Genomic DNA, 21,374 nt, shown 5'->3' with positions numbered 1-21,374 from the left:
TCAGGCCGCCAGCCGCGCCAGGTCGGCCACGCGGTTCATGGCGCGCTGCAGCAGCGCAAGCAACCCGAGCCGGTTGGCGCGCAGCGCCGGATCGTCGGCGTTGACCATCACGCCATCGAAGAAGGCGTCCACCGGGGCCTTGAGCGCCGCCAGCCGGCGCAGGCTTTCGGTGTAGTCGCCGGCCTCGAAGGCGGCGTCGGCCTGCGGCTGCACCTCGAGCAGCGCCTCGTGCAGCGCGCGCTCGGCCGGCTCCACCAGCCGCGCCGGCTCCACCTGCGGCGCCACCGCCTGCCCGGCCTTGCGCAGGATGTTGCCGACGCGCTTGTTGGCCGCCGCCAGCGCCGGCGCCTCCGGCAGCGCGGCGAACGCCCGCACCGCCTGCAGCCGCCGCGGCACCTGCGCCAGCCGCGCCGGGCGCAGCGCCAGCACCGCCTCCACCTCGTGCACGGTGTAGCCCTGCTCGCGCAGCAGCACCGCCAGGCGGTCGTAGATGAAGTCGGCCAGCGCCGCGCGCGGATCGCGGATGCGCTCGCCAAACGCCGCCACGGCGTCGTCCAGCAGGTCCGGCAGCGCCAGCGGCAGGTCGCGCTCAATCAGCATGCGCACCACGCCCAGCGCGTGGCGCCGCAGCGCGTACGGATCCTTGTCGCCGCTGGGCAGCTGGCCGATGCCGAACAGGCCGGTGAGCGTCTCCAGCTTGTCGGCCAGCGCCAGCACCAGCCCGACCTCGCCGCGCGGCAGCGCATCGCCGGCAAAGCGCGGCCGGTAGTGGTCCTCGATCGCCTCGGCCACGCGCGCGTCCTCGCCGTCGTGCAGCGCGTAGTAGCGCCCCATCGTGCCCTGCAGCTCGGGAAACTCGCCGACCATGTCGGTCAGCAGGTCGGCCTTGGCCAGCAGCGCCGCGCGGTCCGCCAGGCGCAGCAGCTCCTCGCCGCCCAAGCGCTGCGCGATCGCGCGCGCGATCGCCGCCACGCGCTCCACGCGCTCGCCCTGCGTGCCCAGTTCGCGGTGGTACACCACCCTGGCCAGCCCGAGCACGCGCGACTCCAGCGGCCGCTTGCGGTCCTGGTCGTAGAAGAACTTCGCATCCGCCAGCCGCGGGCGCACGACGCGCTCGTTGCCGGCCACCACCGCACCCGGATCCGCCGGCGTGACGTTGCTGACCACCAGGAAGCGGTGCGTCAGCCGCCCATCGGCGTCCAGCAGCGGAAAGTACTTCTGGTTGGCCTTCATCGTCAGGATCAGGCACTCCTGCGGCACCTCGAGGAACGCCGGATCGAACTGGCAGACCAGCACGTTGGGCCGCTCCACCAGCGCCGTGACCTCATCCAGCAGCGCCTCGTCGTCGATCGGGCGGCAGCCGCCGCCGACGCGCGCGGCGGCCTCCTCGAGCTGGCGGCGGATCTCGGCGCGGCGCGCCTCGAAACTCGCGATCACCGCACCGTCGCGCGCCAGCACCTCGGCATAGGCGTCGGCGTGCGGCACCTCGATCGGGTCGCGCGCGGCCTCGAAGCGGTGACCGTGCGTGTGACGGCCCGCCTGCAGGCCCAGCACATGCACCGGCACCACCTCCGCGCCGTGCAGCGCCACCAGCGCATGCGCCGGGCGCACGAAATGCACGTTGGTCCAGCCGTCGGCCAGCTGGTAGGTCATCACCTTCGGGATCGGCAGCCGCCGCAGCGCCTCCTCCAGCGCCTTCTGCAGGCCGTCGGCCAGCGTCGCGCCCGGCACCACGCTGTCCCAGAACAGGGCCTCGGCCTTGCCGTCGGGCTGGCGCACCAGCCGCGCCCGCAGCGCCGCCGGATCGTCCACCGCCACGCCCAGCGCCGCCAGCTTCTTCAGCAGCGCCGGCGTCGGCTGGCCTTGGGCATCCAGGCCGACGCTGACCGGCATCAGCCTGACGCGCACCGGCTGGTCCGGCGCCTTGGCCAGCACGCCGCTGACGTGCGCCGCCAGCCGCCGCGGGCTGGCGTAGGGCGTGACCACCGCGTCCTCGGCGGCCAGCCCCTGCGCGCGCAGCTGCGCAGCCAGCGTCGTCGCGAAGGACGCTCCCAGAACCTTGAGGGCCTTCGGCGGCAGCTCCTCGACGCAGAGCTCCACCAGCAAGGGCTGTCGTTCGTGTGCAGTCATGTCGTGATTCCAGATCGCCCCGTTCGGTGGGGCACCTCCTCGTCAGGCCAGCCCAGCCCCAGCGCGCGGGCGTTGCGGTTGAGCAGCCGATCGAAGCCGAAGAACAGCGTGCAGCCGCGCCGCCAGGCCAGCGCCAGGTGCAGCGCGTCGCCGGCGCGCAGGCCGCTTGCCACGCGCTGGCACAGCCCGGCGGCCGCCGAAAAATCCTCGCCCTCGCCGGCCACGACGTCGATGCCGCCGCGGCGCACGCCGTCGCGGTAGGCATCGCACAGCGCCGCCGCCGTGGCCGGCGCGAAGTCGCCGCGGCGCGCCTTGGCCGCCAGCGCGCTGGCCACCTCGACTTCGGTCCAGTCGGCCGTCAGCAGGCGCCAGCCACCCTGCAGCACCGCGCGCGCGTGCGGGGCCGTCGGCTCGCGGCTCGGCAGCGCGACCCCGACACTGGTGTCGACGTAGCAGGTCTGCGCGCTCAAACCCGGCTCCATGCCTCGCGCGGCACCGGCCCGGTGGCCGGCACGTCCAGCCGCTCGTGCAGCGCGTCCAATGCCTGCAGCCACTGGCGGCGCTGCTGAAGGGCTTGCGGATCCACCGCCACCACCAGCCGCGCCGGGCCCAGCGGCTCGACCTGCAGCCGGTCGCCCTCGCGCAGCTCGCCGAGCTGGCGCAGCAGCTCGCGCGGCAGGCGGATGGCCAGGCTGTTGCCCCAGCGACTGACGGTCAGTTCCATGGCGGACTCCGGCAGACGTCGATCCAACGTATCTGCGAGTATGGACCGTCCGCCCCGTCAGGCCGCCGCCTTGGCGGCGCGCTGCGCCAGCACCTCCTCGGCCCAGGGCCGCGGCGCCAGCGGAAAGCCCAGCCGCGCGCGGCTGTCGACGTAGCTCTGGGCGACGCTGCGCGCCAGGTTGCGGATGCGACCGATGTAGCCGGCGCGCTCGGTGACGCTGATCGCCCCGCGCGCATCCAGCAGGTTGAAGGTATGCGCGGCCTTGAGCACCTGCTCGTAGGCCGGCAGCGCCAGCTGCTGCGCCATCAGGTGCTGCGCCTGGCGCTCGTGCGCCGCGAACGCCGTGAACAGGAACTCGGTGTCGGCGTGCTCGAAGTTGTAGGCCGACTGCTCCACCTCGTTCTGGTGGAACACGTCGCCGTAGGTGAGGCCCGGCGCGTAGGTCAGGTCGAAGACGTTTTCCACGCCCTGCAGGTACATCGCCAGCCGCTCCAGCCCGTAGGTGATCTCGCCGGTGATCGGGCGGCAGTCGAGGCCGCCGACCTGCTGGAAGTAGGTGAACTGCGTCACCTCCATGCCGTTGAGCCAGACCTCCCAGCCCAGGCCCCAGGCGCCCAGCGTCGGGTTCTCCCAGTCGTCCTCGACGAAGCGGATGTCGTTAGTCTTCAGGTCGAAGCCCAGCGCCTGCAGGCTGCCGAGGTAGAGGTCGAGGATGTCGGCCGGCGCGGGCTTGAGCACCACCTGGAACTGGTAGTAGTGCTGCAGCCGGTTGGGGTTCTCGCCGTAGCGGCCGTCCTTCGGGCGGCGGCTGGGCTGCACGTAGGCGGCCTTCCACGGCTCCGGCCCCAGCGCGCGCAGGAAGGTGGCGGTGTGGCTGGTGCCGGCGCCCACCTCCATGTCGTACGGCTGCAGCAGCGCGCAGCCCTGCGCGTCCCAGTAGGCCTGCAGCTTCAGGATGATCTGTTGGAAGGTCAGCATGAAGGCCGATTCTACGGCCCCACCCGGCGCCGCCCGCCCGCGGCCAGCGCCAGCGCCCACAGCAGCAGCGCCGCGGCGGCCACCGGCGCCAGCCCCCAGCGGCCGGCCCAGCGCGCGTAGGGCGTCAGGCCCTGCCGGCCCTGCACGACGGCGTCGAGCTCGCCCGGCACGCCGCGCGGCAGCTCCGCGATCACCTGCCCGCGGTGGTCGATCGCCGCGGTCGCCCCGGTGTTGGTGGCGCGCAGCATCGGGCGCCCCAGCTCCAGCGCGCGCAGGCGGGCGATGCCGCGGTGCTGGTCGATCGCCACGCCGTCGCCGAACCAGGCGATGTTGCTGACGTTGACCAGCACCGTCGGCGCCTGCATCGGGTCGCGGAACGCCGCCGCCAGCTCCTCGCCGAACAGGTCCTCGTAGCAGACGTGCGGTGCGATGCGCTGGCCGCCCCACTGCAGCGGCGGCTGCGGCAGCGCGCCGCGCGCGAAGTCGCCCATCGGCATCACCATCAGGTCGACGAACCAGCGAAAGCCCGGCGGCACGAATTCGCCGAACGGCACCAGGTGGTGCTTGTCGTAGCGGTAGTCGGCGCGCGCCGGCGCGTGCGCTCCGTCCTGCGGCGCCGCACCGGGCCGCCAGCCGACCACGGAGTTGGTGTAGCCGTCGGCGAGGCTGCCCAGCGGCAGCCCCATCAGCACCGCCGCGTGGCCCTGGCGAACCGCGCCGGCCAGCGCCGTCCAGTAGTCGGCCGGCACGTCCTGCGGCAGCAGCGGAATGGCGGTCTCGGGCGCCACCACCAGCCCGCCGGCCAGCGAAGGGGTCTGCGCCGCGCGCACGAGCGCCTGCCCGTACCAGCGCAGCGCGCGCTCGATGCCGCGTTCGGCGTCGAACTTCTCGTCCTGCGGGATGGCGCCCTGCAGCAGCCGCACCGGCAGCGCCCCCGCCGGCTGCGTCGGCTGCGGCAGGCGCGCGTGCAGCCACGCACCGGCGCCGGGCCAGCCCCACAGCGCCAGCACGAGCGCCGCCCCGGCCAGCCGCGCCGCGCCGCGCGCCAGCGCCAGCCACGCCGCCGCCAGCGCCGCCAGCGCCCCCAGGCCGTAGACGCCCAGCCACGGGGCCAGCGCGCCCAGCACGTCCACCTGCGCGTACCCCCCCGCGCCCCAAGGGAAACCAGTCCACAGCACGCCGCGCGCCAGCTCCGCCAGCGTCCAGGCGGCGGCGAACGCCAGCGCCGCCGCCCAGGGCGCGGCGGGCCGCCAGCGCCACCACAGCCACGCCGCCAGCGCGTAGTCCAGCGCCAGGAACAGCGCCAGCAGCAGCACCGCGGCGGCCGCCAGGGGCGCGGCCATGCCACCGTAGGCGTGCATGGAGGTGAACAGCCACGCGAACACCCCCGCCAGCCACGCGGTGGCAAAGGCGAGCGCGCGCAGCAGCAGCGCGCGCGCATCCGGGCTGCGCGCCAGCAGCGCCACCGCGGCGGCAAGGCTGGTGACCTGCAGCCAGCCGGCCGGCTCGCCGCGGCGCAGCCACGGTGCCAGTTCCAGCCCCCACGGCCACGCCACCGACCACGCCTGCAGCAGCCCGGCGAGGAGCGCCAGCGCAGCCGGCGCCAGCGCGGCTGCGCGCGCCGGCGTCATGGCGCGGTGGGCAGGCGGGTCACCTTGAACCAGCGCACCGCCCCGCCGCGCGCATGCTGCACCGTGAAGCTCAGACCCTGCGCCTCGAAGCGCTCGCCACGCCGCGGCACCCGCCCCATCTCGTGCGCGACGAATCCGCCGATGGTCTCGAACTCACCCTGCGGCAGCTGCACCCGGAACCATTCGTTGACGCGCTCGATCGGCGTGTCGCCGCTGATGCGCCAGGTGCCGTCGGCCAGCGCGAAGATGTCGCCCTCGGGCTCGTCGTCGGCGTCGAACTCGTCCTCGATGTCGCCGACGATCTCCTCCAGCACGTCCTCGATCGTCACCAGCCCGGCCACGCGCCCGAACTCGTCGATCACGATCGCCAGGTGGTTGCGGTTGGCGCGGAATTCGCGCAGCAGGTCGTTGAGGGGCTTGCTCTCCGGCACGAACACCGCCGGGCGCAGCAGCGTGCGCAGGTTGAGCTCCGGGGCGCGCTGCAATTTAAGCAGATCCTTGGCCAGCAGGATGCCGATGATGTTGTCGCGCTCGCCGTCGTAGACCGGAAAGCGCGAGTGCCCGGTGTCGATGACGACATTGAGCAGCTCGGGGTACGGCGCGTTGATGTCCAGCGCGTCCATGCGCGCGGCGGCCACCATCACGTCGCGCGCCGTCATGTCGGCGATGCGGATGACGCCCTCCAGCATCACGCGCGACTCCGCGCCGATGACGTCGTTGTCCTCGGCCTCGGCCAGCGCCTCGATCAGCTCGGCGCGCGAATCCGGACCGGGGTGCAGGAACTCGACCAGGCGCTGCAGGAAGCCGCGCGGGTCGCCGGAGCGGCTGCGGCTGGCCCCGCGTTCGGCGGAATGGGCAGGATCGGCCACGGAGGTGGGCGGTGGTTGCGACGCCGCAAGGATACAACAGCCGGACGCAGCGCCGGCCGGCCCGGCGCCGCCGCCGTCCTCAACGCCCCTGGCGCAGGCCCAGCCGGCCCTGCAGCCAACGGCCCAGCCGCCGCAACCGCGCGCGCAGCGCCTTGAACCCGAAGTCGGCGCGCGCCAGCTCCTCCTGCAGCAGCTCGCGCCACTGCGAGTCGAAGTCCGCCGGCGGCAGTTCCAGGTGGCACTCACTCTCGCCGGCCTGCTGCACCACGACGGCGCCGGCCTTGCGCGCGATGTGCAGCATCGGCGCGTTCTCGCTCAGCGCATGGATGTAGAGCAGACGCACGCCGTGGTTGCGTGCATGCAGCAGCGCGCGCGCGAACAGCCGCTGCCCGTAGCCGCGCCCGCGCGCATGCGCGCTCACGCTGACCCCGAACTCGGCCGCATCGCTGCCCTGCCCCGGCCGCACCATGTAGGCCAGGTGCGCCATCGCGATCAGCTGCAGGCGGCGGTTGAAGATGCCGAACACCTCATCCAGCCCGAAGCGCAGGCCGTCGACGTAGCGGCGGATGTGCTCGTCCTGGGCGGCAAAGCCGAAACGCAGGTAGCGGTCGCGCTCGCCCAGCGCCAGCAGGTGCTGCAGGATCGCCTCGCGGTCGCCGGCGTCGAGCGTGCGGATCGGCACGCGCGTGCGCGCCCGCCGCGCCACCGGCGGGGTGACGACATCGGGACGTTCGGACATCGCGGGACTGACCATGCCCCGCACTGTACACGATCCGACGCCTGCGCATCAGGGTTTTCCCGGATATCCGAGGCCGACGAAGGGACGGCGGCGACCGTCCCGCCGCCGCGCCTGTGCCGCCGGCGACAGCTTCTAGGGGCATCCCCTGAACCGCAGCGCGTCCCCCCGCTCCACAATGGCCGGATCCTTCCCCCTCGCTGCCGCCCATGGAACGCATTTGGCTGAAGAGCTACCCGCCCGGCGTGCCCGCCGACATCGACCCGACGCAGTACCGCTCGCTGGTGGAATTGCTGGAGCAGGCGTTTCGCCGCAGCGCGCACGAGCCGGTGTCGGTCTGCATGGACCGCTGGATGACCTATGGCCAGCTCGACCGCTGGAGCACCGCGCTGGGCGCGTACCTGCAGTCGCTCGGCCTGCCCACCGGGGCGCGCGTGGCCATCATGCTGCCCAACCTGCCGCAGTTCCTGGTCACGATGGCCGCGGTGCTGCGCGCCGGCTACACCTGCGTCAACGTCAACCCGCTCTACACCGCGCGCGAGCTGCAGCACCAGCTCGGCGACGCCGGCGCCGAGGCGATCGTCATCCTGGAAAACTTCGCCCACACGCTGGAGGAGGTGATCGACCACACGCCGGTGCGCCACGTCGTGCTGGCCAGCTTCGGCGACCTGCTCGGGCCGTGGTACGGGCGCTGGATGACCTTTCTCGTGCGGCACGTGGCGCGCATGGTGCCGGCGTTCCGGCTGCCGCTGCAGGGGCCGGGGGGACCGCGCACCGTCGTGCCGTTCCGCCGGGCGCTGAGCGCGGGCGAGGCGCTCACGCTCAAGCCCGCCGCGGTGGACCGCGACAGCATCGCCTTCCTGCAGTACACCGGCGGCACCACCGGCCTGTCCAAGGGCGCCGTGCTGACGCATGGCAACGTCGTGGCCGCCATCCTGCAGGCCGAGGCGTGGTTCCAGCCGGCGCTGGACCGCGTCGGCGATGCGTGCCGCACCAACCACATCATGGCGCTGCCGCTCTACCACATCTTCGCGCTGACGCTGATGCTGCTGGTCATGCGCCAGGGTGCGCACGCCACCCTCATCCCCAATCCGCGCGACATCCCCAGGTTCGTCGAGGTGCTCAAGAGCCGGCCGTTTCACGTGCTGCCCGCGGTCAACACGCTGTTCAACGGGCTGCTGGCCAATGCGCGCTTCCGCCAGCTCGACTTCTCGTCGCTGGTGCTGTCGCAAGCCGGCGGCATGGCCGCCAGCGAAGGCACCGCGCGGCAGTGGAAGAAGGTCACCGGCTGCACGATGATCGAGGGCTGGGGCATGAGCGAGACCTGCGCCATCGGCACCAACAACCCGGTCACCAACACCGAGTTCACCGGCACCATCGGCCTGCCGCTGCCCAGCGTGGAGATCACCATCAAGGACGACGACGGCGCCGACCTGCCGCCGGGCCGCATCGGCGAGATCTGCATCCGCGGCCCCAACGTCATGACCGGCTACTACAACAAGCCGGAGGAGACGGCCAAGGTCTTCACCGCCGACGGCTTCCTGCGCACCGGGGACGTCGGCGTCATGGACGAGCGCGGCTACATCCGCATCGTCGACCGCAAGAAGGACATGATCATCGTCTCGGGCTTCAACGTCTACCCGACCGAGATCGACAACGTCGTCTCCACCTGCCCCGGGGTGCTGGAGTGCGCCGCGGTGGGCGTGCCCGACCCGCACTCGGGCGAGGCGGTCAAGCTCTACGTCGTGCGCAGCGACCCGACGCTGACCGAGGAGCAGGTGATGCGCTTCTGCCACGACAACCTGACCGGCTACAAGCGGCCCAAGTACATCGAGTTCTGCGAGGAGCTGCCCAAGAGCGCGGTGGGCAAGATCCTGCGCCGCGAGCTGCGCGGCAAGGCCTGACCCGCGGCGCGGGAACGAAGGGGCGACGAGGCAAACGGATGACGCATCGGCCGTGCAGGTCAGTCCTCTTCCCCCTCTTTTCGTTTATTTCGATTATGATCCGGGCATCACCATCGGAGACACCGGACACCGCATGGTCAGCCTCGTCCGCCCCACCACGCCGCCCTCGGCCGAGGAGGCCGCGCTTGCGCGGGCATCATCGCGCGTGCTGTCGGCCGTGCTGCAGACCCGCGCGGGCAGCCAGCGCATCGACTTCCGCGACGAGCAGGGCGCCGTGCATTCCGTGACGCTGCCGGCGCCCGCGCTGCGCCTGCTGCTGGACGTGTTGACCGAGATCGGCCAAGGGCACACCGTCACCCTCATCCCGCTGCACGCCGAGCTGACGACGCAGGAGGCGGCCGACCTGCTGCAGGTGTCGCGGCCTTTCCTGATCCAGCTGCTGGAAAAGGGGGAAATCCCGTTCCACCGCGTCGGTCGCCACCGGCGCGTGCGCTACCAGGACGTGCTCGCCTACAAGCAGCGCATCGACGCCGCGCGCAGCCAGGCGCTCGACGAACTGGCAGCCCAGGCCCAGGCGCTCGGCATGGGCTACTGACGGGATGGGCGCGCCGCCGATCGCCGTCCACGACGCCTGCGTGCTCTACCCCGCGCCGCTGCGCGACCTGCTGATGCATCTGGCGCTGGCCGATCTGGTGCGGGCGCGCTGGAGCGCGCGCATCCACGACGAGTGGATGCGCAACGTCCGGGCGCGCCGCCCCGACCTGACCGCAGAGCAGCTCGAGCGCACGCGCCAGCTGATGGACGCCCACGTGCGTGACTGCCTTGTCAGCGACTTCGAGCCGCTGATCCCGGCGATCGACCTGCCCGACCCCGATGACCGCCACGTGGTGGCCGCCGCCATCCGCGCCAAGGCCGAGCTGATTGTCACCTTCAACTTGCAGGATTTCCCAGCCGAGGCGCCGCGGCCCTACGGCCTTGCGGCGCAGCACCCGGATGACTTCATCGCCGACCTGCTGGACCAGCAGCCTGCGCGGACGCTGGAAGCGGCCGCCCGCCACCGCCGCTCGCTGCGCCACCCGCCCAAGACCGCCGAGGAATACCTCGACACCCTGCGGGCGCAGGGCCTGACACAGACGGTGGCGGTACTGCGCCGCTGGATGTTTGCGCTTTGATCGATGCCCTTGCGCTACAAGCACGAGCAAGGGTTGCAATCCCGCTCAAAACGACAAACCGGGCCGTTACACTGACGTCGATCCGGCAACGTCGCAGGGGCGGACGATGACCAGCGAACTCGACCTGCGCGCCGTGGTGCTGCTGTTGGGTGCCATCGGCGTGCTGACCTCGGTGGTGCTGCTGCACCTGTGGCGGCAGAACCGCGAGCTGCTGCCCGCTGCCGCGTGGTGGGCGGCCGGGCCGCTGGTGATCTTCGTCGGCACGGTGCTGATGGGCCTGCGCGGCTGGATCAGCCCGCCGGTCAGCATCGTGCTCGGCAACGGCTGCATCGTCGGCGGCGCGGCGCTGATGTACATGGGCAGCTGCCGCTTCTGGGACGAGCGGCTGCCGCGCTGGCCTTGGGTCTGGCTCGGGGTGACGGCGGTGGCGCTGCTGCTGCTCAGCACCGTCTGGCCGCACTACCCGCTGCGGCTGATGATCGTGCCGGGACTGATGGCGGTGGTGCAGCTGGCCCACCTGCAGCTGGTGTGGCGGCACGACCGCAGCAGCTTCGCCGCCCGGTTCCTGCTCGGCTGGATCGCCTTCAGCGCCGTGGCGCTGGCATTTCGCTCCGCCACCGCGCAGCTGGAGGCACGCGACGCCGACCTGTTCACCCCCTCGGTCTGGCAAAACATCTACTTGGGCAGCTACGCCTTTTCGCTGCTGGGCGAGGGCATCGGCCTCGTGCTGCTGGCGCAGCAGCGGCTGCAGCAGCACATCCGCGACCTGGCCACGCATGACAGCCTGACCGGGGCGCTGACGCGCGCCGCCTTCTGGGACGCCGCCACGCACGAGCTGCGCCGCCAGCAGCGCAGCATGCGGCCCGCCGCGCTGCTGATGCTGGACCTGGACCACTTCAAGCGCGTCAACGACACGCATGGTCACCCGACCGGCGACCGCGTGCTGCGCGACTTCGCGCAGCGCGTGCGGCGCACCCTGCGCGCCACCGACCGCTTCGGCCGCTACGGCGGCGAGGAGTTCGTCGTGCTGCTGCCCGACACCGAGGCCACCGCCGCGCTGGCCATCGCCGAGCGCATCCGCGCCCAGCCGTGCGCGGCGGACGTGCCTGCCTACACCGTCAGCATCGGCCTGACGGCCGTCGCGCCCGCCGGCGCGGATGCCCCACCCGGCGTGACGCTGGAAGCGGCCATCGCCCTGGCCGACGCGGCGCTGTACGAGGCCAAGGCGCGGGGCCGCGACCGCGTCGTGCAGGCGCCGACGGGCACCGCGGCTTGACATGAGCATCCACCACCCCGCCCTGCCCCCCGGCGTGCGCGTGTTCGAGCGCGGCTGGCTCTCGGCCAACAACGTGCTGTGCGAGGGGCCGGAGGGCACGGCGCTCGTCGACAGCGGCTACGTCAGCCACGCCGCGCAGACGCTGGCGCTGGTGGAGCATGCGCTGGGCGGGCGGCCGCTGCAGCGGCTGCTCAACACCCACCTGCACAGCGACCACTGCGGCGGCAACGCCGCGCTGCAGGCGCGCTACCCCGGCCTGCGCACCGCCATCCCGCCCGGGCAGGCCGAGGCCGTGCGCGCGTGGGACGAGGCGCGCCTGAGCTACCGCGCCACCGGGCAGGACTGCGCGCGCTTCACCTTCGACGCGCTGCTGACCCCGGGCGCGACGGTGACGCTGGCCGGCCGCGGGTGGCAGATCCACGCCGCCCCGGGTCACGACCCGGACGCCGTGATGCTATTCGAGCCCGCCAGCCGCACGCTGATCAGCGGCGATGCGCTGTGGCAGCATGGCTTCGGCGTCGTCTTTCCGGAACTGGAGGGGGAGCCCGGCTTCGACGCCGTGGCGGCGACGCTGGATCTGATCGAGCGGCTGGCGCCGCGCGTCGTCATCCCCGGCCACGGCAGCCCGTTCGGCGACGCGGCGCACGGCGGCGCCGGGCCGGCCGCCCCGGTGGCGGCGGCGCTGGCGCTGGCGCGCCAGCGGCTGCAGGCGTTGGCCGCCGACCCCGCGCGCCACCGCCGCCATGCGCTGAAGGTGCTGCTGAAGTTCAAGCTGCTGCAGTGGCAGCGCCAGCCGCTGGCGGCGGTGCACGCGTGGGCACGGCAGGTGCCGCTGCTCGTGCGGCTGCACGCGCACCACGGCGGCGGCGCGCCGTTCGACGCCTGGTTGCAGGCGCTGGTCGACGACCTGTGCGCCAGCGGCGCCGCGCGGCGGGACGGCGACGTGCTGGTCGACGGCGGCTGAGCGCGGCATCTCCCCATTCGACGCGAGACGACACGGCATGCGGCGGCCCTTTGCTAGGATGAGGGCTGGAGGGCTTGAGCCATGAACCTGCGCGCCAGCCGCGGCCGACCCGGACGCCGCGCCAGCAGCCCGGCCGCGCCGGCCGATCACGACGCCGCTGCGCCGTCCCGCGACGAACACCGCCTCTACGTCGTCGCCATCGGCGCCTCGGCCGGCGGGCTGGATGCACTGGAAAAGCTGTTCGCCGCCCTGCCGCCCGACACCGGCGCGGCCTACGTCGTCATCCAGCACCTGTCGCCGGACCACAAGAGCATGATGGCCAGCCTGCTGGCGCGGCACACGGCGATGCCGGTCATCATGGTCGAGGACGACATGCCGATCCGGGCCAACCATGTGTACCTGATCCCGCCCGGCGCGATCATGCACCTGGACGGCGCGCACCTGCGCCTGACGCCCAAGAGCCCCCGGGCCTTCACGCTGCCCATCGACGTCTTCTTCCAGTCGCTGGCCACGCACTACGGCGACCACTCGGTCGGCGTGATCCTGTCGGGCACCGGATCGGACGGCACGCGCGGCGCCGGCACCATCAACGAGGCCGGCGGCCTGCTGATCGCGCAGGATCCGGACAACGCCAAGTTCGACGGCATGCCGCGCAGCGTCATCGCCACCGGCCTGGTGGACGCCATCCTGCCGGTGGAGCAGATCGCGCAGCGCATCGTCGCGCACGTCACCAACCAGCCGGTGCCGCTGCCGGCCGACGCGCTGCAGCCGCTGGTGCACACCGCCAGCGGGCCGGAATCGGCCATGGCCGGCATCATGCACCTGCTGCTGCAGGCCGGCGGCATCAACTTCGAGGATTACAAGCCGGGCACCGTCACGCGGCGCATTGAGCGGCGCATGGCGGTGCGGCAGATCGGCTCGCTGGAGTCGTACCTCATCCTGCTGGCGCAGGACCGCAACGAGCTGCAGACGCTGCGCCGTGAGCTGCTGATCCCGGTGACCAGCTTCTTCCGCGACGCCGACGCCTTCGACGCGCTGCGCAAGCAGGTGATCGAGCCCATCGTCAACGGCAAGGGCGTCGGCGAGGCGATCCGCGTCTGGTGCGCGGGCGTCTCCACCGGCGAGGAGGCGTACTCGGTGGCGATGCTGTTCCTGGAGGCGTTCGAGGCCGCCAAACGCTGGCCGAACCTGAAGATCTTCGCCACCGACGTCGACCAGACCAACCTCGACACCGCCGCTGCCGGCACCTACCCCGAATCGATCATGGCCGAGATCTCGGCCGCGCAGCTGGAGCGCTTCTTCGTCAAGCGCGGCAACCAGTACACCGTCAAGACCGAGCTGCGCCAGTGCATCGTGTTCGCGCGCCACAACCTGCTGACCGATCCGCCGTTCACCAAGATGGATCTGGTCGTGTGCCGCAACACGCTGATCTACTTCCGCAACGACGCGCAGGAGCGCGTGCTGCGGCGGCTGCAGTATGCGCTGGCGCCCAACGGCTACCTGTTCCTCGGCTCCAGCGAGTCGCTGGGCAACCTGCACACGGACTTTCGCACGCTCAGCGCCCGCCACAAGATCTGGCAGGTGGTGCGCCCCACCACCATGCCGCTGGACCTGGGAGCGGGCAAGGGCGTGGGGGTCATGCCGCCGATCTACAGCCGCCGCCCGGCCGCGCCGCGCGGCCGCGGCGCGCACAGCGCGGTGGAGCTGGGCTACCAGACGTTGCTGAAGGCCTTTGCGCCGCCGCCGGCGATCCTGGTCGACGCCGGGCACGAGCCGCTGCACTTCTACGGCGACGTCAAGCGCTTTCTGGAGCTGCGCGAAGGCGAGGCGAGCCTGGAGATCGGCCGCATCCTGCCGGAGCCGCTGATCCCGGTGGCCGCGGCGCTGCTGTTCAAGGTGGCGCGTGAGAACGCCAGCGCCAGCGCCGATCCGGTGCGCCTGCCGCTGGAGCCGGGCGGGCCGCCGCGCCTGGTGCGGTTGAGCGCCTGGCCGGTCGGCGAGGTCGAGGGCCAGCGCCTGACGCTGCTGGTGTTCGAGGAGGTGCACGCCGCCGCCGGCGCGCAGCCCCCCACCATCGACCTGCCCAGCGAAACCTCCGAGCGCATCGAGGTGCTGGAGCACGAGCTGGCCGCCACGCGCGAAAGCCTGCAGGCCACCATCGAGGAGCTGGAGACCGCCAACGAGGAACTGCAGGCCACCAACGAGGAGCTGATGGCCAGCAACGAGGAGCTGCAAAGCTCCAACGAGGAGCTGCAGTCGGTCAACGAGGAGCTCAACACCGTCAACGCCGAGTACCAGGAAAAGATCGACATCCTCAACCGCATCAACGCCGACCTGGAGAGCCTGGCCAAGGTGGTCGCCTCCGGCACGGTGTTCGTCGACGAGGAGCTGCGCCTGACCCGCTTCAGCCCCGACGCCAGCGCCATCTTCCGCCTGCGCGACAGCGACATCGGCCGGCCGCTGTCGGACCTCAACCACGTGCTGGACTATCCCGACCTGATGCGCGACCTGCGCGCGGCGCTGGACAACGGCACGCCGCTGGAAAAGTCCGTCACCGGCGCGGGCGGGCGCCATTACCTGGTCAAGATGCTGCCGTACCGCATCCCGTCGTCGGCCTCGCGCGGGCTGGTGGTCAGCTTCATCGACACCACCTCGATCCACGAGGCCAGCCGGCTGCAGGACATCCTGGACGCGCTGGCCGAGCACGTCGCGGTGCTGGACGAGCACGGCCGCATCGTGATGGTCAACCAGGCCTGGCGCCAATTCGCGCAGGCCAATGGCGACCCGGAACTGCGTCACAGCGGCCCCGGCACCAACTACCTGGAGGTCTGCCGCGTCGGCCCCGGCGTGGCCGATGCCGACTTCGCGCGCCGCGCCAGCGAAGGCCTGCGCGCCGTGCTGGAGGGACGGCTGAGCCATTTCACGATGGAGTACCCCTGCCACTCGCCGGACGAGGAGCGCTGGTTCGTGATGCACGTGCGCCCGCTGGCGGGCGAGACGCACGGCGCGGTGGTCAGCCACGTCAACATCACCGCCTGGGTACGGCGCGCGCGGGCAGACGCCGCCCCGCAGTGAAGGGCGAGGCATCCCGGCAGCCGACCGGGCACCGCGCCGTCAGAAAAATCAGACAAACCCGACTGCACCACTTGGTCTTTTTACGACGGAACGGGCGGGTCGTCGTCGCGTCCAATTTGTCCAGGACAAACAGCCTTGCAAGGAGGGCGTCGTGGACATGTCGATCGCGCATGGGGCGCCAGCCCGGGATCCGGCCCTGCCGGCCGCCGCCACGCCACCCGACATCGAGGCGGCCCCACCGACGTCCGTCCGTGGCCGCCTGCGGCCCCGCCGGCTGGTGGGCTGGTTCTACTGGTGGGGGCTGTGGAGCGTGCTGAGCGTGCTGCTGGCGATGGTGCTGGACCTGACGCTGCGGCTGACGTGGCTCGAATCGCCGTGGTGGCTGGAAGCGGCGCTGCTGGGCGGGGTCACGCTGCCGCTGCTGGGGCTGGGTTGGCGCTTCTTTCTGCGCCGCACGGCGGCGCGCGAGCGCGCGCTGCTGCGCCAGCGCCACCGCGCCCAGCGCCAGGCGCAGCGCGACGCACTGACCGGCTGCCTGCACCGCGGCGGGCTGGTGGAGCGCATCGACAGGCTCAACACCCTGGCCCCCGGCGTGCCGTGCGGGCTGTTCGTGCTGGACCTGCATGACTTCCAGCGCGTCAACGACGCCTGCGGCCACGCGGCCGGCGACGCCGTCGTGCGCGCGGTGGCCGACCGGCTGCGCCGGCTGGCGGCGCAGTGGCGCCACCGCAGCGAGTACGCCGACGCGCCGGCGGTGGCGCGCGCCACGCTGGCGGTGGTGCGCATCGGCTCCGACGAGCTGGGTCTGTGGCTGCCCGGCTGCGAGACCGACGGCTCGGCGCACCAGACCGCCGCCGCGCTGCTGGCCTGCCTGCAGGAGCCGGTGCGGGTGGGCGACCTGACGCTGCACCTGCAGGGCAACGTCGGCTGGGTGCTGGCCGCCAGCGGGCCGTTGCCGGGTCACGAGTGGCTGACGCGCGCCGACGCCGCGCTGCAGCACGCCAAGCGCCAAGGACCGGGCCACGCCGCCCCGTTCGAGGACGAACACCGCGCGCTGCTGGTGCGCCAGCACGCGCTGCACCAGGCGCTGCTGACGACGTTGCGCCAGGATGGCCTCGGCCTGGCGCTGCAGTACCAGCCGCTGGTGGCGCTGGACGACGGCCGGCTGGTCGGTTGCGAGGCGCTGCTGCGCTGGCACCACCCGCAACACGGGCCGGTGTCGCCGGCCGAGTTCATCCCGGTGGCCGAGGGGGGCGGCCTGATGGAGGCGCTGGGCCGCTGGGTGCTGCAGCAGGCGGTGGCGCAGCTGGCCGCCTGGCGCCGCCGCGGCGCCACCGGCTGGTACCTGGCGGTCAACGTCAGCCGCGTGCAGCTGCTCGACCCCAGCCTGCCGGCGCTGGTGCGCGAGACGCTGCAGTACCACCACGTGCCGCCCGGGGCGCTGTGCCTGGAGATCACCGAGTCGCAGCCGCTGGACGATCCGGCCACGCGTGCGGCGCTGCAGCGCCTGCGCGAGCTGGGCGTGCGGCTGGCGCTGGACGACTTCGGCACCGGCTACTCGTCGCTGTCGGCGCTGACGGAGTTGCCGCTGCACGCGGTCAAGATCGACCGCCGCTTCGTCGACGGCATCGAGAACTGCCCCTACCGCCAGGCACTCGTGGACAGCGTCGTGCGGCTGGCCGGTGTGATCGGCCTGAACGTGGTGGCCGAGGGCATCGAGACCGCCGCCCAGGCCGAGCGCCTGCGCGCGCTGGGCTGCCAGCACGTGCAGGGCTGGCACATCAGCCGCGCGCTGGATGCGCACGTATTCGCCGAGCACTGGCTGCCGCGCGCCACGCGCGCGGCCGCACGCCACGACGCCCCGGGCTGCCCGGCGGCGTCCACCTGCACGCTGGCCGACGCCGCCCTTTGCCGCGCCAGCGCCCCCGCCTTGTGATGCCCTCGTGTACGACAGGAGTCTTGCCATGTTCGCCAACCTGACCACCGCCGCCCGGCTGATGCTGGGCATGGGCACCCTGGTGGCGCTGCTGCTGGCCGTGGCCGGCGCCGGCGCCTGGGGCCTGTGGGCCACCGAACGCGACCTGCAGCAGTCGCTGAACGTGCATGTGCGCGCCGTGCAACTGGCCCAACAGAGCCGCGACGCGATGAACGACGTCGCGCTGGCGATGCGCGACATGGCGCTGGCCAACGGGGATGCCGACCGCCTGCGCGCCGCGCAAGGGCGGCTCGAGGCCGCGCGCGCCCGCAACAGCGTGCAGCTGGACCGTCTGCGCGAATTGAATCTGGGTCCGGAAGTAGAGGCGCTGCTCCAACAGGCCCGGATGGCGCGAGACGCCTACCTGCCGCTGCAGCAGCGCTTCCTCGACCACGTCGAGGCCGGCCGTCTGAGCGAGGCGGTCGACCTGCTCAAGGGCGAGATGCTCGCGCCGCAGGAACGCTACCTGGACGCCTTCGAGCGCCTGATCGAGGGCGAGGACGAGGCACTGGCCGCGGCTGCCACCGCGGTGGAGGAGCGCGTGCACGGCCTGCTGGTGCTGCTGGGGGCGCTGGGCGCGCTGGCGCTGGCCGCGGCGCTGGGCGTGGCGGCGTGGCTGACGCGCTGGCTGCTGGGCCTGCTGGGCGGCGAGCCGGCGCAGGCGCAGGCGGTGGCGCGGCGCGTGGCCGACTGCGACCTGCGCACCGAGCTGGCGCTGCGCACCGGTGACCACGCCAGCGTGCTGGCCTCGCTGAGCCAAATGCAGCAGCGCCTGCGCGAGGTGGTGCTGGAGGTGCGCGCGCAGGCCGAGGCGGTGGCCGCCACCAGCCGCCAGATCGCCGAGGCCACGCACGACCTGAGCGGCCGCACCGAGACGCAGGCCTCGAGCCTGGAGGAAACGGCGGCCAGCATGGAGCAGCTCACCGCCACCGTGCGCCAGAACGCCGAAAGCGCCGCGCAGGCGACGCACCGCGTCGAGGAGGCGCGCCAGGCCGCCGAGCAGGGCGGGCGCCTCATGACCGACGTCGTGCGCCGCATGGAGGCCATCACCGGCAGCGCGCGGCGCATCGGCGAGATCACCGCTGTCATCGACGGCATCGCGTTCCAGACCAACATCCTGGCGCTCAACGCCGCGGTGGAGGCCGCACGCGCCGGCGAGGCCGGCCGCGGCTTTGTGGTGGTGGCGGGCGAGGTGCGCGCGCTGGCGCAGCGCAGCGCCCAGGCCGCCAAGGAGATCAAGGGCCTGATCGAGACCAGCCTGCAGGAGGTGGAGGCCGGCTCGGCGCTGGTGCAGCAGGCCGGCGTGTCGGTCGGCGAGATCGTCGAGGAGGTCAAGCGCATCAGCGGCCTGATCGCCGACATCGCCCACGCCAGCCGCGAGCAGGCCGAGGGCATCGACCAGGTCGGTCAGGCGGTGATGCAGCTGGACCAGGTGACGCAGCAGAACGCGGCGCTGGTGGAGGAAACCTCGGCCGCGTGCGAGAGCCTGCACGAGCAGGCACAGCGCCTGAGCGAGATGGTGCAGCGTTTCCGCCTGCCCGACGGGCTGGCCGCCGCGGCGCCGGCTGCCCACGCACAGCCGCCGCGCAGCGGCGGACGGCCTGCCGCGGCGCGGCCCGCGCGGCCGGCGCTGGCGCGCCAGCCGGGCTGGTCGGCGCTGCCGGCCGGGGCAGCGGCCTGACGGGCGACGGCGGGCGGCGATGCGGAGCGCGGCCGTGCTGCGTATCATCGACGCCTCGACCGCCGTCGAGTCCGCCGCCTTGAACGCCGCCGACGAGATCCTGCCGCGCCTGATCGCGCGCACCCTGCCGCACCTGCCGGACGTGTACGCTTGGCACGATCCGCAGGGCACCTACCGCCTGGTCAGCCCGCAGATCACCGCGCTGCTGGGCTGGCGGCCCTCCGAGCTGCTCGGCCGCAACCCTTACGAGTTCGTCCATCCCGACGACGAGCCGGCGGTGCGCCGGCGCATGCACGAGCCGATGCTGCGCGGCGCCACCGTCAAGAGCCGGCTGCGGCTGCGCCACCGCGACGGCCACTGGGTGTGGATCGACTTCGTCGGCGTGCCGCTGTACGCAGACGGCGGCGGGCGCACCATCACCGGGCTGCTGACGATGAGCCGCGACGTCAGCGCCGAGGTGGAGGCGCACGGTGCGCTGGAGGAGCGCAGCAGCCACCTGGCGCTGGTGCAGGACCTGGCCGGCATCGCCTGGTTCACGCTGCACCTGCGCACGCGGCAGCTGACCCACAACGAGGTGTTCGTGGAGCTGACCGGCCACGCTTTCAGCCGGCTGCGCAGCCTGCTGGCGCTGCGGTGGCTGGTGCTGCGGCCGGACCGGCCGTGGCTGCGCCGCCTGATCGCCGACCTGCGCCGCGCCCAGCCCGGCCAGCCGTGCCGCGCGCAGCTGCGGCTGCAGCAGCCCGGCGGCCTGCAGCGCTGGGTGCGGCTGTCGCTGGCGTGGCGGCGTGCGGCGCCGGCCACCACCGGCACCGACGCGCTGGTGCTGGACGGCGCGCTGATCGACATCGACGAACTCGTGCGCACGCGCGAGCAGACACGCCGCTGGGTACGCCACGAGGAGGAGGCGCGCCAGCGCGAGCGGCTGCAGATCGCCGCCGCGCTGCACGACGAGGTCGGCCAGATCCTGACCGGGCTGCGCTGGCAGATCGAGGCGGCGCAGCGCTGCCTGGCGCAGCAGGCGCCGGCCTGTGGCGTGGCCGACCCGACCCCCGACTGGCTGCGTGCGATCGACGAGGCGCACCAGCGCCTGCGCGACCTGGCGCGACGGCTGCGCCCGACCGCTGCGGCGCTGGGTCTGGCCGGCGCCGTCGAGCAGGTGGTGCAGGAGTACCGCGAGCGCTGGCTGCACGGGCTGGCGGTGCACCTGCGGCTGGAGCCCGACCTGCCGGAGCCGGAGCCGTGGCGCGCCAGCCTCATCACCGGCATGCTGCGCGAGTGCCTCAACAACGTGGCGCGGCACGCGCGCGCGCACCGTGTCGAGGTGACGCTGCGCCGCGGCGCGTCCGGCTGGCTGACGCTGGAGGTGGCCGACGACGGCGTCGGGCTGGAGCCGGCGCGCGCCGGCGGCGGCCGCCGGCTCGGCCTGGTCAGCCTGCAGGAACGCGCACGCACGCTCAAGGGCCGGCTGCACCTGGACACCGCACCCGGCCGCGGCACCCGCATCCGTCTGGACGCCCCCTTGCACCCGCAGGACGATGAACCCATCCCCTGATCCCCTCGCTGCTGCGGCCGCCCCGCTGCGGCTGGTGCTGGCCGACGATCACGCGCTGGTGCTGGCGGCGCTGCGCCACCTGCTGGCGGCGCGGCCGGGCTGGAAGGTACTGGCCGAGGCGCACGACGTCACCAGCCTGCTGGCGCTGCCGGAGCTGGCCCTGGCCGACGTGATCCTGCTGGATCTGAACCTGCCCGGCCCGCCGGAGGCCGAACGCGGCCACGGGGAGCTGCAGGGCCTGCGCGCGCTGCCCGCCCTGCGCCAGCGCAGCCCGGCACGCGTGCTGGTGCTGAGCATGCACGATGACAGCGCCATCGTCATGCGCGCGCTGCACTTGGGCGCGCACGGCTTTGTCACCAAGGGCAGTCCGGGCCAGCGTCTGTTCGAGGCGATCGACGCCGTGCGGCAGGGCCATACCTACGTCGACCCGACGCTGCTGGGTGCTGCGCCAGCCCCGGCGCGCCCGGTGGCGCCGCCGCCGGCAACCGACGCCGGCGCACCGCCCGCCCCGTCGGAGCAGGAGCGCCAGGTCGGCATGCTGCTGCTGGCCGGGCTGACGCAGAAGGCGATCGCGCACCGCCTGGGCGTCAGCGCGCAGACGGTGCACACCTACAAGAAGCGCCTGCGCGAAAAACTCGGCGCGCGCAACGACGTCGAGCTGCTGCAGCGGCTGGCGGCGCTGCTGGGCTGAGGTGCCGGCGGGCGGC

The 21,374-nt window shown here is 73.0% G+C and carries 17 protein-coding genes; 10 read left to right on the top strand and 7 right to left on the bottom strand.

Going from position 1 to position 21,374, the window contains the following annotated elements; translation table 11 throughout:
• The 7 genes from glyS to Tsedi_RS02540 all read right to left on the bottom strand — a co-directional run bounded on the left by glyS (window position 1) and on the right by Tsedi_RS02540 (window position 7,071).
• Complete coding sequence (gene glyS / locus Tsedi_RS02570; RefSeq protein WP_143893298.1) at window positions 1-2,130, bottom strand: glycine--tRNA ligase subunit beta; 2,130 nt, start codon at window positions 2,128-2,130, stop codon at window positions 1-3.
• Complete coding sequence (locus Tsedi_RS02565; RefSeq protein ID WP_185970555.1) at window positions 2,127-2,600, bottom strand: type II toxin-antitoxin system VapC family toxin; 474 nt, start codon at window positions 2,598-2,600, stop codon at window positions 2,127-2,129. Before Tsedi_RS02565 ends, glyS begins: the two co-directional genes overlap by 4 nt.
• Window positions 2,597-2,854 carry an AbrB/MazE/SpoVT family DNA-binding domain-containing protein gene (locus tag Tsedi_RS02560; protein WP_246099148.1) on the bottom strand — a complete coding sequence of 86 codons (258 nt, stop codon included), beginning with the start codon at window positions 2,852-2,854 and terminating at the stop codon, window positions 2,597-2,599. The genes Tsedi_RS02565 and Tsedi_RS02560 overlap by 4 nt, the downstream gene beginning before the upstream one ends.
• A 57-nt stretch (window positions 2,855-2,911) precedes the next feature.
• On the bottom strand, window positions 2,912-3,832 hold the full coding sequence (gene glyQ, locus Tsedi_RS02555) for a glycine--tRNA ligase subunit alpha (protein WP_143893294.1): 921 nt from the start codon (window positions 3,830-3,832) through the stop codon (window positions 2,912-2,914).
• Between the two features lie 11 nt (window positions 3,833-3,843).
• Entirely contained in the window at window positions 3,844-5,463 is a 1,620-nt protein-coding gene (gene lnt / locus Tsedi_RS02550) for an apolipoprotein N-acyltransferase (RefSeq protein ID WP_143893292.1), read from the bottom strand.
• Window positions 5,460-6,332 (bottom strand): CorC family transporter, encoded by an 873-nt coding sequence (locus Tsedi_RS02545; protein WP_143893289.1) that lies wholly within the window; start codon window positions 6,330-6,332, stop codon window positions 5,460-5,462. Before Tsedi_RS02545 ends, lnt begins: the two co-directional genes overlap by 4 nt.
• 79 nt (window positions 6,333-6,411) lie before the next feature.
• Window positions 6,412-7,071 carry a GNAT family N-acetyltransferase gene (locus tag Tsedi_RS02540; RefSeq protein WP_246099147.1) on the bottom strand — a complete coding sequence of 220 codons (660 nt, stop codon included), beginning with the start codon at window positions 7,069-7,071 and terminating at the stop codon, window positions 6,412-6,414.
• 206 nt (window positions 7,072-7,277) lie between these two features.
• Here Tsedi_RS02540 and Tsedi_RS02535 point away from each other — a divergent pair, with 206 nt between their 5' ends.
• The 10 genes from Tsedi_RS02535 (at window position 7,278) to Tsedi_RS02490 (ending at window position 21,358) form a co-directional block, all read left to right on the top strand.
• Window positions 7,278-8,972 carry an AMP-binding protein gene (locus Tsedi_RS02535; RefSeq protein WP_143893285.1) on the top strand — a complete coding sequence of 565 codons (1,695 nt, stop codon included), beginning with the start codon at window positions 7,278-7,280 and terminating at the stop codon, window positions 8,970-8,972.
• Between the two features lie 133 nt (window positions 8,973-9,105).
• Window positions 9,106-9,567: an excisionase family DNA-binding protein gene (locus Tsedi_RS02530; protein WP_143893283.1), complete on the top strand. Its 462-nt coding sequence runs from the start codon at window positions 9,106-9,108 to the stop codon at window positions 9,565-9,567.
• A gap of 4 nt (window positions 9,568-9,571) precedes the next feature.
• Window positions 9,572-10,144, top strand: a complete 573-nt coding sequence (locus Tsedi_RS02525; protein WP_143893281.1) for a PIN domain-containing protein — start codon at window positions 9,572-9,574, stop codon at window positions 10,142-10,144.
• Between the two features lie 106 nt (window positions 10,145-10,250).
• Window positions 10,251-11,420 carry a GGDEF domain-containing protein gene (locus tag Tsedi_RS02520; protein WP_143893279.1) on the top strand — a complete coding sequence of 390 codons (1,170 nt, stop codon included), beginning with the start codon at window positions 10,251-10,253 and terminating at the stop codon, window positions 11,418-11,420.
• A gap of 1 nt (window position 11,421) precedes the next feature.
• Entirely contained in the window at window positions 11,422-12,384 is a 963-nt protein-coding gene (locus Tsedi_RS02515) for an MBL fold metallo-hydrolase (RefSeq protein ID WP_143893277.1), read from the top strand.
• An 81-nt stretch (window positions 12,385-12,465) separates the two neighbouring features.
• Complete coding sequence (locus tag Tsedi_RS02510) at window positions 12,466-15,459, top strand: chemotaxis protein CheB (protein ID WP_143893275.1); 2,994 nt, start codon at window positions 12,466-12,468, stop codon at window positions 15,457-15,459.
• A gap of 157 nt (window positions 15,460-15,616) precedes the next feature.
• On the top strand, window positions 15,617-17,395 hold the full coding sequence (locus Tsedi_RS02505; protein ID WP_246099157.1) for a putative bifunctional diguanylate cyclase/phosphodiesterase: 1,779 nt from the start codon (window positions 15,617-15,619) through the stop codon (window positions 17,393-17,395).
• Window positions 17,396-17,423: 28 nt separating this feature from the next.
• A complete protein-coding gene (locus Tsedi_RS02500) occupies window positions 17,424-19,115 on the top strand; it encodes a methyl-accepting chemotaxis protein (RefSeq protein ID WP_185970554.1) in 1,692 nt (563 codons plus the stop codon).
• Window positions 19,116-19,149: 34 nt separating this feature from the next.
• Window positions 19,150-20,667: a PAS domain-containing sensor histidine kinase gene (locus Tsedi_RS02495; protein WP_185970553.1), complete on the top strand. Its 1,518-nt coding sequence runs from the start codon at window positions 19,150-19,152 to the stop codon at window positions 20,665-20,667.
• The gene (locus Tsedi_RS02490) at window positions 20,651-21,358 is read left to right on the top strand and encodes a response regulator (protein ID WP_143893267.1); all 708 of its coding nucleotides are present in this window, start codon (window positions 20,651-20,653) and stop codon (window positions 21,356-21,358) included. Before Tsedi_RS02495 ends, Tsedi_RS02490 begins: the two co-directional genes overlap by 17 nt.
• The last annotated feature ends 16 nt before the right edge of the window (window positions 21,359-21,374 follow it).

The organism is Tepidimonas sediminis, from assembly GCF_007556605.1.
GTDB lineage: Bacteria > Pseudomonadota > Gammaproteobacteria > Burkholderiales > Burkholderiaceae_C > Tepidimonas > Tepidimonas sediminis.
The sequence above is the reverse complement of the archived record's forward strand: the minus strand, read 5'-3'. Positions and strand labels throughout refer to the sequence as shown.